The sequence below is a fragment of the Hallerella sp. genome, from assembly GCF_022776125.1.
GTDB lineage: Bacteria > Fibrobacterota > Fibrobacteria > Fibrobacterales > Fibrobacteraceae > Hallerella > Hallerella succinigenes.
Window position 1 is genome coordinate 1 of sequence record NZ_JALFIA010000031.1, and the last position, 11,924, is coordinate 11,924.

Annotated in this window: 11 protein-coding genes and 1 tRNA gene; 10 read left to right on the forward strand and 2 right to left on the reverse strand. The window is 52.7% G+C overall.

What is annotated here, in order from left to right:
• On the reverse strand, positions 1 to 702 hold a 702-nt coding region (locus tag MR847_RS04455; protein WP_287723055.1), incomplete at its 3' end, for an SDR family oxidoreductase.
• A 67-nt stretch (positions 703 to 769) separates the two neighbouring features.
• On the opposite strand from MR847_RS04455, the gene ruvA reads away from it, so the two are divergent.
• The 3 genes from ruvA (at position 770) to MR847_RS04470 (ending at position 4,747) form a co-directional block, all read left to right on the forward strand.
• Positions 770 to 1,360: a Holliday junction branch migration protein RuvA gene (ruvA, locus tag MR847_RS04460; RefSeq protein ID WP_157798045.1), complete on the forward strand. Its 591-nt coding sequence runs from the start codon at positions 770 to 772 to the stop codon at positions 1,358 to 1,360.
• Between the two features lie 17 nt (positions 1,361 to 1,377).
• Positions 1,378 to 2,403, forward strand: a complete 1,026-nt coding sequence (ruvB, locus tag MR847_RS04465) for a Holliday junction branch migration DNA helicase RuvB (RefSeq protein ID WP_100426341.1) — start codon at positions 1,378 to 1,380, stop codon at positions 2,401 to 2,403.
• Positions 2,404 to 2,488: 85 nt separating this feature from the next.
• Entirely contained in the window at positions 2,489 to 4,747 is a 2,259-nt protein-coding gene (locus MR847_RS04470) for an aconitate hydratase (protein WP_100426340.1), read from the forward strand.
• A gap of 48 nt (positions 4,748 to 4,795) precedes the next feature.
• Here the strand turns inward: MR847_RS04470 and MR847_RS04475 are convergent, their stop codons facing one another.
• The gene (locus MR847_RS04475; protein WP_277000578.1) at positions 4,796 to 5,665 is read right to left on the reverse strand and encodes a patatin-like phospholipase family protein; all 870 of its coding nucleotides are present in this window, start codon (positions 5,663 to 5,665) and stop codon (positions 4,796 to 4,798) included.
• Positions 5,666 to 5,719: 54 nt separating this feature from the next.
• On the opposite strand from MR847_RS04475, the gene MR847_RS04480 reads away from it, so the two are divergent.
• The 7 genes from MR847_RS04480 to MR847_RS04510 all read left to right on the forward strand — a co-directional run bounded on the left by MR847_RS04480 (position 5,720) and on the right by MR847_RS04510 (position 11,834).
• Positions 5,720 to 6,541, forward strand: coding sequence for a NifU family protein (locus tag MR847_RS04480; RefSeq protein WP_287723056.1), 822 nt, complete (start codon positions 5,720 to 5,722; stop codon positions 6,539 to 6,541).
• A gap of 1 nt (position 6,542) precedes the next feature.
• Positions 6,543 to 7,979: a Fe-S cluster assembly protein SufB gene (gene sufB / locus MR847_RS04485; protein WP_100426337.1), complete on the forward strand. Its 1,437-nt coding sequence runs from the start codon at positions 6,543 to 6,545 to the stop codon at positions 7,977 to 7,979.
• An 18-nt stretch (positions 7,980 to 7,997) separates the two neighbouring features.
• On the forward strand, positions 7,998 to 9,146 hold the full coding sequence (locus MR847_RS04490) for an MraY family glycosyltransferase (RefSeq protein WP_100426336.1): 1,149 nt from the start codon (positions 7,998 to 8,000) through the stop codon (positions 9,144 to 9,146).
• Entirely contained in the window at positions 9,146 to 10,387 is a 1,242-nt protein-coding gene (locus tag MR847_RS04495) for a UTP--glucose-1-phosphate uridylyltransferase (RefSeq protein WP_287723057.1), read from the forward strand. The genes MR847_RS04490 and MR847_RS04495 overlap by 1 nt, the downstream gene beginning before the upstream one ends.
• 54 nt (positions 10,388 to 10,441) lie before the next feature.
• Positions 10,442 to 11,230, forward strand: coding sequence for a lysophospholipid acyltransferase family protein (locus MR847_RS04500; RefSeq protein WP_287723058.1), 789 nt, complete (start codon positions 10,442 to 10,444; stop codon positions 11,228 to 11,230).
• Positions 11,227 to 11,697, forward strand: coding sequence for a Smr/MutS family protein (locus tag MR847_RS04505; RefSeq protein WP_100426333.1), 471 nt, complete (start codon positions 11,227 to 11,229; stop codon positions 11,695 to 11,697). The genes MR847_RS04500 and MR847_RS04505 overlap by 4 nt, the downstream gene beginning before the upstream one ends.
• A 63-nt stretch (positions 11,698 to 11,760) precedes the next feature.
• Positions 11,761 to 11,834: transfer RNA gene (locus MR847_RS04510), tRNA-Pro, on the forward strand.
• Positions 11,835 to 11,924 lie beyond the last annotated feature (90 nt).

An 11,924-nucleotide genomic window follows, 5' to 3' on the forward strand; every position in this document is an offset into this window, starting at 1 on the left:
ATACGTCCAACCGCAATCATTGTGGTAAATCATCTGACGGGTCATTCCCCCGTCAATGCAAACATTTTCGCCAGTGATGAATCCCGCTTTTTCGCTCGCAAGGAAAAGCACCATGTTGGAAATATCGAGCGGATTCCCGACGCGGCCCGCAGGCTGCTGAGTGGCATCGGCGCCATCATAGACTTTGAAATCCGTATCGATCCAGCCCGGCGAAATGGAATTCACCCGGACCTTCCCCGCAAAGCTCACCGCCAAAGCATGCGTCAGAGCGGCGATTCCGCCTTTCGCAGCCGTATAACTCTCCGTCTGCGGTTGACTCATCCGATCACGGCTCGAAGAGATGTTCACAATCGAAGCTCCCGGCGCAAAGTAGGGCGCCAAAAGTTTGCTCAAATAAAACGGAGCCGTCACACCGACCGCAAGCGCATAGTTGAAATCTTCATAACTGCAGTCGTCGATACCCTTCATCAGCGGAAGCGCATTGTTCACCAAAACATCAACATGTCCAAACTTTTGAATGACAAAATCAGCAAATTTTTCAAGAACCTCTTTTTGTGAAAGATCCCCGACAAAACAGGGATTTTCCCGAATGTCAATGTACGCGATCTGCGCGCCTTCCTTTTCAAATTCATTTACGATGGTCGCTCCGATTCCATGAGCACCACCAGTCACAACGACATTTTTATTTTGGAACGATTTCATGAAGAAAATATAAGAACTTTCAAAACCACTGCACAAAAGTACACGAAAGTATGTATATTTAATGCGTATGATTGAAAGATTGCATGGAATTCTTGTGGAACGCCACCCAACTTTAGCTGTCGTCGAATGCGGCGGTGTAGGTTACGGGGTTCAAATCTCTGCCCGCACAGGGGAACGTTTGCCCACCGAAGGTTCGGAAATTACCCTGCTCACGCATCTCGTGGTCCGCGAAGACGCGATGGAACTTTTCGGCTTTGCCGATGCGCAGGAAAAAGAGCTTTTCTTGAGCATGATTACGGTGAACGGCGTCGGTCCGAAGACCGCCCAGCGCATTCTTTCGAGCGTTTCCCCGGGTGACTTCCTTTCGATCATCGCCCGTGGCGATAAAGCGGCCCTCGGCAAAATCAAGGGCGTCGGCAAAAAGACTGCCGAAATGTTCGTGTTGACCTTGAAAGACAAGGCGATGGCCCTTTCTGCCGTGGAAGGCGGCGAACAGACTGCCCTCCTCGCCCCAAACCAGAGCGAAGCGATCCAGGCCCTGCACACCCTCGGCGTCAAGGAACCTGCGGCCTCCAAGGCAGTCGAAAAAGCGGTCGAAATCCTCGGCACGAACGTCGACGTCACAAAGCTCATCCCCGAAGCGCTCAAGCACGTTTAAGCTTGTAAAGGAAATCCATGTCGGAACGTATCATTTCTCCTGAGCAAGAAAATTTCGAAGAGGCGGAACTGGATCGCAGTCTGCGTCCGGAATCCCTTGCGGACTTTACAGGCGAAGACCATATCAAGGAAAGCCTACAGATTTCGATCGAAGCGGCCAAACGCCGCGGCGAAGCCTTGGACCACTGCCTTTTTGCAGGTCCTCCGGGCCTTGGAAAAACGACTCTTGCCGGTATCATCGCAAAGGAAATGGGCGTAGGCATTCACATTACAAGCGGGCCCGTTTTAGAAAAGGCGAGCGATCTCGCCGGACTTCTCACAAGCCTTGGCGAAAACGACATCCTTTTCATTGATGAGATTCACCGTTTGGGACGCGTGATTGAAGAATATCTCTACCCCGCAATGGAAGATTTCCGTTTGGACATTATGCTCGACTCCGGTCCTGCGGCAAGAACGGTGAACCTTCCGCTGAAGCATTTTACGCTCGTCGGAGCCACGACACGTACAGGCCTTCTTACCGGCCCGCTCCGCGACCGCTTCGGTCTGCACTACCGCCTAGACCTTTACCCGGCAAAGGATCTGCAAAAGATTCTTGTCCGCAGCGCAAAGATTTTGAATGTCGGCATCACCGATGAAGCGGCAAAGATTTTAAGTTCCAAATGCAGAGGCACGCCGCGTATTGCTAACCGTGTACTACGCCGCGCCCGCGATGTGGCAGAAGTCCGCGGAGAAGGTATCATCGACAAGGAAGTCGCCGAGCGCACCTTGAAAATGCTCGGCATCGACGAACGCGGCCTCGATCCGATGGACAGAAAGATCCTTTCGACGCTTGCGACGCACTTCGCCGGAGGCCCTGTAGGTCTCGGGACAATCGGAGCATCGCTCGGCGAAGAACCGGACACACTTGAAGAAGTCTACGAGCCTTACCTGATTCAACAAGGTCTGCTGTCCCGGACCCCTCGCGGACGCATTTTGACACCGACAGCTTACCAAGCGCTGCATCTACCTGTTCCCAAAGGAACCCAAGCAGAGCTCGACTTATAGCCAAATCCGTTTCTGCATCGCTTACTACGGCTAAAAATGGGCGTTGATTTACTACATTGTACGCGAACGTCTATGAGGTACTTTTATGCTTTTTAACTTGGACATGATCAAGGAACGTTACGCTCGCATCCCAGAACGTGTGGAAAAAGCGCGTAAGCTGCTCGGTCGCCCGCTGACTCTGGCAGAAAAAATCCTTTACTCTCACCTGATTGATGGCGCTGAAAATCAGGTTTACGAACGCGGAAAGTCCTTTGCGGAATTCCACCCGGACCGCGTCGCCATGCAGGATGCAACGGCCCAGATGGCTTTGCTCCAGTTCACGACCGCAGGCAAGTCCAAGGTTGCCCTCCCTTCTTCCGTCCACTGTGACCATTTGATTACCGCGAAAAACGGTAAGGAAGAAGACCTCCCGAAGGCTCTCGAAGAAAACAAGGAAGTTTACGGATTCCTGAGCTCCGTCGCCGCCAAGTACGGCATCGACTTCTGGAAGCCGGGTGCAGGCATTATTCACCAGGTCGTTCTCGAAAACTACGCCTTCCCGGGCGGCATGATGATCGGTACGGACTCCCACACGGTGAACGCAGGCGGTCTCGGCATGCTCGCGATAGGTGTCGGCGGCGCCGACGCTGTGGACGCGATGGTAGGTCTTCCGTGGGAACTCAAGTATCCGAAACTCATCGGTATCCATTTGAAGGGCAAGCTCACCGGCTTTGCAAGCCCGAAGGATGTCATTCTGAAGGTCGCTCGCCTGCTCACGGTAAAGGGCGGCACGAACGCCATTTGCGAATACTTCGGCGAAGGTACTCGCGAACTCTCTGCAACCGGTAAGGCAAGCATCGCGAACATGGGCGCCGAAGTCGGCGCCACCTGCAGCACGTTCAGCTACGACGCCACCATGGAACGTTATCTCCGCGCCACGGGCCGTGAAGCCGTTGCAGACGAAGCGAACAAGATTGCGGACTGCCTCCGCGCAGACCCGGAAGTCGAAGCCGAACCGGAAAAGTACTTCGACAAGGTCATCGAAATCGACCTTTCCACGCTGAAGCCGTATTACAACGGCCCGTTCAGCCCGGACCGCGGATTCCCGATCAGCGAAATGCAGGAATCCCTCAAGGAATTCGATTCGACGCACGTCGTAAGCGCAGCCCTCATCGGTAGCTGCACGAACTCGAGCTACGAAGATCTTTCCCAGGTAGCCTCTCTCATTAAGCAGGCTTTGGAAAAGGGTCTTACTCCGAAGGCTCCGCTCATCATCAACCCGGGTTCCGAACAAGTCCGTTACACCGCCGAACGCGACGGTTTCATCGACCTCTTCAAGCAATTCGGTGCAACAATCATGACGAACGCTTGCGGTCCTTGCATCGGTATGTGGGCTCGCCTCGGTGCCGAAAAGAAGGAAAAGAACTCGATTGTCCACAGCTTTAACCGTAACTTCGCCAAGCGCGCGGACGGCAACCCGAACACACACGCGTTCGTCGCAAGCCCGCTCATGGCAGTCGTCGCAGCCCTTTCCGGTTCTCTCTTGTTCGACCCGGAAAAGGACTTCCTCGTGAACGACAAGGGCGAACAGGTGAAGCTTGTTCCGCCGTCCAAGGATGAACTCCCGGTGAAGGGTTTCGCTGTCGAAGATCCGGGCTATGTCGCTCCGGCCGAAGACGGTTCGAAAATTCAAATTTCCGTGGACCCGAACTCCAAGCGTTTGCAGCTCTTGACTCCGTTCAAGGCTTGGGACGGCAAGAACATTTCCGGCGCTCCGCTCCTCATCAAGGCCAAGGGCAAGTGCACGACCGACCACATTTCCATGGCAGGTCCGTGGCTCAAGTTCCGCGGTCACTTGGAAAACATTTCGAATAACATGCTCATCGGTGCTGTCAACGCCTTTAACGGCCAGACGAACCAGGTGAAGGGAAACGATGGCCAGTTCTACGAAGTGCCGGCCCTCGCCCGCAAGTACCGCGATGCAGGTACGGGTTCGATCGTCATCGGTGACGAAAACTACGGAGAAGGTTCTAGCCGCGAACACGCCGCTATGGAACCGCGTTACCTCGGCGTGAAGGCTGTAATCGTGAAGAGCTTCGCCCGTATCCACGAAACAAACCTGAAAAAGCAGGGTATGCTCGCCCTGACATTCACGAACCCGGCTGATTATGATAAAGTCCGCGAAGGCGACTATTTTGATATCAACGGTCTCACGCACTTCGCCCCGGGCTGCCACTTCACCCTCGTGATCCATCACGCGGACGGAACCGAAGACACCGCAGAGCTGAGCGAGACCTACAACCAACAGCAGTGGGACTGGTTCAAGGCAGGCAGCGCTCTGAACAAGATTCGTTCGGGCAACTAAGTCGTTTGGAATTCAGAAAGCTCGCCATTTATGGCGAGCTTTTTGACGTTATTCTTTGGCGATGAACTTTTTCAAGTCATCGAACCTCGCCTTCGCCTCTTCAAAGCCTTCTTCGTAAAGGACGTTTAATTTGTTCACATCCTTTTCAAGACGAGCCACTTTCACGGTCTTCTGCGGGCGAATCACAAAGACTTCCCCGCGGGCATCCGCTTCTTCCAATTCTTCGAGAGTCTGATTGTAAACGCGATAACGGTTTGCACAGGCCTCTACGAACTTTGGATATTTGCGGTACTTGACGCGAATAAGCGGCATGAGCGCATTCGGATCTTTGCGGTAACCCTTTGCACGGGTCAAGACAACGATGCACTTTTCGTATCCCATCCGCTGAAAAGCCTTGTATGGAATACTGTCCGCAACGCCGCCGTCCAAATGCGGAATTCCATCAATGTTTACCAGTCTCGAAACGAGCGGTAAGGATCCCGAAGCGCGGAGCTTGTCCATTCCTTCACTCGTCGTCATATCCTTCAACAGAAGGTTTTCCGCTTCCCCCGTCATCACGTTCGTCACCGTCGCATAGCATTTGATCGGCGAAGCTTCAAAAGCCGCATAATCGAACGGGTCAAGTTCATTTGGAATCGTTTCGTAGCAGAATTTTTTGTTGAACAGATCCCCCGTCAACAGCAAGGAGCGGAAACTCATATAGCGCTTGTCATTGGCATAGGTCGCAATTACACGAAATCCGCGTTTTGGCTGATTTGCCACATAATTGACCGCCTGAACGGCCCCAGCGCTTACCCCCACAACTCCGTCGACTAAGAAGTTCTGTTCCAGCAAAAAATCGATGACGCCGGCCGTATAGACGCCGCGCATGCCGCCCCCTTCGAGGACAAGACCAAGTTTTTTACTAGGAATTTGCATCTTATAGCTCCTTATCCAGTTTTCTCGGCTTGAAATTACTAATTTTGAGACACTATGAGTGAAATTTCTGAATCCTATGTTTCTGAAAAAGTGAAAGCGATTGCCAGAGCTCCCAAATACCGCGGAGCGATTTTCCAAGTGGAAGCCGATGAACGCGGTCTCGCCTTGATCGACGGCAAGGAAGAAAGCTTGAAGATCTACATCACCGTAGATCCGGAAAAGGATCAGATTGTTGAAACCCGCTTCTTTACCTATGGCGGTCCGATCTTTACCGCACTCGCCGACACGCTTTGCGAACGTTTGCAGGGCAAGGCTGTGGAATATCTCGGAAAGACCGATGTGAACCAGCTCGAAAAGGAACTGCGCGACGATCCCGAAACCCCGGCATTCTCGACGAAATCGGCCGAACTCGCTAGCCTTCAAAAGCTGATTGCAAAGCTCATCGCATCCTACCCGGAAAAGAAGGCGGTCGCACTCGCCGCCCGTGAAACAATGGAAAAGGTCAGATACCGCACCCAGACTGTAGAAGGTCGCAACGAAGCCGACAAGGAATGGGCTGCACTTTCGAAGGAAGAACGCCTGCAGCGCATTGCTGACTGTCTACACCTGAACGTACGCCAAGCGCTCCAAAACGACGGAGGAGACCTCGAAATCGTCGAAATGATGGACGACACCCATGTGAAGATTCGTTTCCAGGGAGCCTGCAATGGATGTTCAGCCTCCACCGGTGGAACGCTTTACTACATCGAAGACCAGCTTCGCGACAACGTATACTACAACTTAAGTGTAATCCCGGAAGACGCATTCTCGGCTGCTTACAACAGCTACAACGACACCGTCAATTCCTCTGCAACACTGACCACTCCGGAGAACTAGCATGGGCACCGAAGAAGAAGCTTACAGAGAACCGTATAAGTATGGATTCGTCACCCCGATTGAAAACGACTCCTTCGAAAAAGGTTTGAACGAAGACATTATCCGCCGAGCTTCTAAAATTCGAAAAGAGCCCGAATTCATGCTCAAATACCGCTTGGACGCCTTTGAAAAACTCCAGAAGATGAAGGAGCCGCACTGGTGCGAAGCGAAGTACCCGCCGGTCAACTTGCAGGATATCGTTTACTATTCCGCCCCGAAGACCAAAAAGGCTTACGACTCGATCGAAGACGTGGATCCGGAACTGCTCGAAACCTTTGACAAGCTCGGCATTCCACTCGACGAGCAGAAACGCCTCGCCAACGTCGCCGTGGACGCGGTCTTTGACAGCGTGAGCATTTACACAAGCCACAAGAAGAAGCTCATGGAAATGGGCATTCTCTTCTGCTCCATTTCAGACGCGATCCAGGAATACCCGGAACTGATTGAACAGTACATGGGAAGCGTCGTTCCGAGTGGGGACAACTACTTTGCGGCCTTGAACAGTGCGGTCTTTGGCGACGGAAGCTTTGTCTACATTCCGCCTGGAGTCAAGTGCCCGATGGACCTTTCGACCTACTTTCGCATCAACAACAAGGAAGCAGGACAATTCGAACGTACCCTGATCATTGCAGACGAGGACTCTTCGGTCAGCTATCTCGAAGGCTGCACCGCTCCGGAATTTTCGAGCAACCAGCTCCATTCCGCCGTCGTGGAACTGATCGCGCTGGAAAACGCAAACATCAAGTACAGCACCGTGCAGAACTGGTATGCAGGCGACAAGGAAACCGGCAAGGGCGGCGTCTATAACTTTGTGACAAAGCGTGGCAAGTGCGCCGGCAAGAATTCCCACATCAGCTGGACCCAGGTCGAAACGGGTTCCGCCATCACGTGGAAGTATCCGAGCTGCATTTTGCAAGGCGACAATTCCACCTGCGAATTCTACTCCGTCGCCCTGACCAACGGTCACATGCAATCCGACACCGGAACAAAGATGATCCATTTAGGCAAGAACACGAAGAGCACGATCATCAGCAAAGGCATCAGCGCCGACAACAGCGTGAACTGCTACCGCGGCCTTGTAGACATTCGCAAGAGCGCCACGGGCGCCCGCAACTACACCGAATGCGACAACATGCTCGTCGGTCAAAAGAGCGCGGCGCACACGTTCCCCTACATCAGCGTCCGCAACTTAAGTTCTTCGACAGAGCACGAAGCTTCCACAAGCCGCATCAGCGAAGATCAGCTGTTCTACTTTGAAAGCCGCGGCATTCGAAGGGAAGATGCGATCCAGGCTCTCGTTGGCGGATTCTGCAAGGACGTTTTCAAGGAACTGCCGGGCGAATTTGCTACCGAAGCAAAGCAGCTTTTGACGCTCAAGCTCGAGCACAGTGTAGGTTGATTTTGCTAGATTTTTCGCATGCTTTGCGAATGGATTTATCATCTCACCGATATTGCCCTTTTTGACAGCCGTCTGTTTCGTGCAGGCTTGGCTGCCCTTCTTTCTATCATTCTCGTTCTCTCGACCATGCCGTCGTACATTCGATTCTTGCAAAAGTCGGATGCGACTTCGGATTTCGATCAGAACAGCAAGATCAAGGCCCCGCCTATCATGGGTGGACTTTTGCTCGTTGTCGTGGTGATTCTCGTTTCACTGCTCACTTGCAAGCTGAACGGTTACACGGTTTCGACACTCCTTGTGCTGGCGGCGTTCAGTGCAGTCGGTGCTGTCGATGACCTTGCCAAAGTCAAGACCAAGCGTTTGATCGCACAGGGAAAGGCGACCGCCGCTTCTTATATGGAAAAGGCGGATGGCATTTCGAGTTCTGTTCGTTTGGGGCTTTATTTTCTCTTTAGTCTCGTGATTGCGATTTTCTGCTACAAATTCATTCCGGACTTGCGCGGTCACCTGACCGTTCCCTTTGTCCCGGCGGATGTGTTCCAGATTCATTTGCCGAACTGGGCGTTCATCGGATTCATGACCTTTGTGATTGCGGCGACCGCAAACGGCACAAACTTTACCGACGGTCTCGACAGCCTCGTTTCCGTGCCGATTCTCACGAGCATGGTCTTTGTGGGCGTCGTGGCTTATGTCTGCGGAAACTTCATCTTCAGTAATTATCTGAATATGCCGTTCCTGCCGGGCTGCGACGAACTGTTCCCGCTTGCGACAGCGATTGCCGGCTCTCTCCTCGCCTATCTGTGGTTCAACAGTCCTCCTGCCGAAATCTACATGGGTGACGCAGGCTCCGTGGGCTTTGGTGCGGCTATCGGTATCATGTTCATTCAAGTGCAGGCCGGACTTTTCCTCCCGATCGTCTGCATCATCATCATCGCAGAAGCGTGCTCCGTTCTTTTCCAGATTTCCTTCTTCAAGGTGACAAAGAAGATGACCGGTACGGGTAAGAGAGTTTTCCTTTGCGCTCCGCTCCATCATCATTACCAGAAGAAGTGGGAAGGCTCTTTCGCATCGAAGCCGCTCATGAATTCAAAGATCGTGTGGAGAATGCACCTGGTGAGTATCTTCGCTTTAATCGTTAGCTTTGTCATTTTCTTCGGGATCCGCTAATGTCGAATATCGATTTTGATTTAGTCCAAAATCTTTACAAGCAATTTTCGAATGCTGCCCCGGCAAAGGAATCCGAAGCAGAAGACGTGATTACGCCGATGCCGTTCCACATGGCGAACGAAGATATGCGCCGTGAAATGTGGACGGAAACCGGCAATCTTTTGTTGCAACAGGGCGCTGTCGCCGCTTTTACGCTCGCCGGCGGTCAGGGTTCCCGCTTGGGCTTTGACGGTCCGAAAGGCGCTTATGACTTTGGCCTTCCGAGCAAGGCGACGCTTTTCCGGATGCAGGCACGCCGCTTGATGAACCTCGGCGCCAAGGCAGGAAAGCCGGTCCCTTGGGCGATTATGACTTCCCCGCTGAATCATGCGGAAACCATTCATCATTTTGAAGACCATTCCTTCTTCGGTTACAACCGTGATTACATCCGATTCTTTGACCAGGGGATGCTCTGCGCCTTGAAACCGGACGGAACTCCGTTGCAGGATGAAAACGGCAATTATGTGGAAGCTCCGGACGGAAACGGCGGCTGCTTCCGCGCACTCGCGATGAGCGGAACTCTCGCCTGGTTCGTAGAAAAAGGCGTGCGATTTGTGTTTCTGTGCAACGTCGATAACGCTCTCGTCAAGATGTGCGATCCGACGTTCATCGGTGCACTCGCAAGCAACGGCGTTCTCCCGTGTGCAGCCAAGGTCGTCCACAAGAAGAACGCCCAGGAAAAAGTCGGTATCTTCGCTTACAAGAACAAGAAGCCGACCGTGCTTGAATACTCGGACATTTCGGACGAACTGCGCAACAAAACACTCGAAGACGGCTCGCTCGAATTCGACGGAGGAAATACCGGCATGTATGCGTTCCGCATGGACGCTCTCCGCAAGATTTCCACGCAGGAGCTTCCGTGGCACGTCGCCCGCAAGACCGTAAACGGCGTCGAGAACTGCTGGAAGTTCGAACAATTCCTGCTCGATGCGTTCCCGTTCCTCGGAAAAATTTTGCCATACGGCGTCGAACGCGAAGATGAATTCGCCCCGGTCAAGAATGCAACCGGCAGCGATTCTCCGGAATCCGCCCGCAAGATGCTCGGAACACTCCACCGCTACTGGCTCGAACAGGCGAAGGTGAACGTGAAGCCGGGCAAGCTCTACGAAATTTCTCCACGCTTGACTTACGGCGGCGAGAACCTTTCGCAGGAAGTCTTTGATCGTGAACTCGGACGCGGCATCTTTGAATTCGACGCGTAACTTTTAACGCCCATGCGGATTACATACAAAATAATTCTCCAACTGCTGTTGCATATGCCAAAGCTCGTGGAGGATTTTTTATTTGTGCTGATCTACCCGATTTACAAAGCCTTGCACACAAAGCGCGCCTGGGGCCGCGTTCAAAAACATTTGCAGAGCACGGGAATGATTCAAAAGACTTCACCCCGTCAAGTCTTTTATGCGCTGTACAAGAATTACCTCGACGGCTTGCGGTACCTTTGCCGACGACCACATGCACTCCAAAGCGTGCATTTTGAAAACGAAGATGTCATCCGCACGCCTCTTGCAAATGGAATTCCCGTCGTCGCCATGGGCATTCACCAGGGCGCCTTCGAAATGATGCACCGTGTACTCACCCGCTACTCGGATCACGTCTATCTTTTTACACACAGCTTTGCCGACAAGGCTTTGACGGAACTCTTGCACGACATTCGAAAAACGCCAGGCCTTGAAGAACGCGAAACGAGCTCGGTCGCAAACACGCTCCGAGAATTTCTCAAGAATAAAGGCGTGCTCGCGATGCTCGTGGACCAAGCGACAGAAGGCCGTGGAAACGAAGTCCAGGTTTTAGGCCAGCCCACCGAACTTTTTTTAAGGCTCCCCCTCAAAGCGATGGCGATGGGAGCAGGAATCGTCACCTTCCGCACGTTCCGTACGGCAGAAGGCCACACGATCCGATTCGAAAATTTTTACGCACCCAAGTCCGCCCCCGAATGCACAACGCAAAAAATCGCCGAGGAAATTTCTCTCTGGATTTCGGAACATCCGGAACAGTGGACCTGGAATTATCACCGCAACTTCACCATAGGAAACGCATCATGAGCGACGAACTAACAGAAATCGAAAAGCTCCAACTCGAATGGATGAATCACAACCCGATGCACGACAAGGACGGCGTGATTGAAGCCGCCAAGGCCGAAGAAGAAAGACAGCGCGCCCAGGTGAAAAAGTTCAAGAAGCCGCGCAAGAACCCGGCCGCATGGAACTTCCCGGAACCCGAAGAAGAAATCGACCTGCACGGCTACGTGGCAGACGAAGCCGCAGCCGCCGTCGAAAACCTGATGGAAGGCATGAAACGAGCCGGGCTTTCCGTTTTGCGCATCATCCACGGCGGCGGAAACCCGGAATATGGCAATGTGAAGCACATCATCGACAAGAAGGTGGCTACCGTTTGGCGTCATAAAGTGGTCTTTTACAAAACCGAGCCGAACAATTCCGGTTCAAGCATCATGAAAATCGGTGAGAACAACACCTTCAACGTAATTCCGCGTGACAGAAGACGTAAATAATTCACTTTTTTCGCATTCACCCCTTGCAAAGAATCCAAAAAAATTCTAAAATAGGGGCGTCTTCGGAATATAGCTCAGTCTGGTAGAGCGCTTGCTTCGGGAGCAAGAGGTCGTGGGTCCGAATCCCGCTATTCCGACTAACAAAATAGGTCGCCGTTTAGGCGGCCTTTTTTGTTATCTCGTAAAATGTGCGGGATGAAGAGCCACGAAGAAGTGGGTCCGACTCG

Coding starts and splice junctions, on each gene's coding strand:
- ruvA (WP_157798045.1), top strand. CDS start 770: ATGATTGAAAGATTGCATGGAATTCTTGTGGAACGCCACCCAACTTTA.
- ruvB (WP_100426341.1), top strand. CDS start 1,378: ATGTCGGAACGTATCATTTCTCCTGAGCAAGAAAATTTCGAAGAGGCG.
- MR847_RS04470 (WP_100426340.1), top strand. CDS start 2,489: ATGCTTTTTAACTTGGACATGATCAAGGAACGTTACGCTCGCATCCCA.
- MR847_RS04475 (WP_277000578.1), bottom strand. CDS start 5,665: ATGCAAATTCCTAGTAAAAAACTTGGTCTTGTCCTCGAAGGGGGCGGC.
- MR847_RS04480 (WP_287723056.1), top strand. CDS start 5,720: ATGAGTGAAATTTCTGAATCCTATGTTTCTGAAAAAGTGAAAGCGATT.
- sufB (WP_100426337.1), top strand. CDS start 6,543: ATGGGCACCGAAGAAGAAGCTTACAGAGAACCGTATAAGTATGGATTC.
- MR847_RS04490 (WP_100426336.1), top strand. CDS start 7,998: ATGCTTTGCGAATGGATTTATCATCTCACCGATATTGCCCTTTTTGAC.
- MR847_RS04495 (WP_287723057.1), top strand. CDS start 9,146: ATGTCGAATATCGATTTTGATTTAGTCCAAAATCTTTACAAGCAATTT.
- MR847_RS04500 (WP_287723058.1), top strand. CDS start 10,442: ATGCCAAAGCTCGTGGAGGATTTTTTATTTGTGCTGATCTACCCGATT.
- MR847_RS04505 (WP_100426333.1), top strand. CDS start 11,227: ATGAGCGACGAACTAACAGAAATCGAAAAGCTCCAACTCGAATGGATG.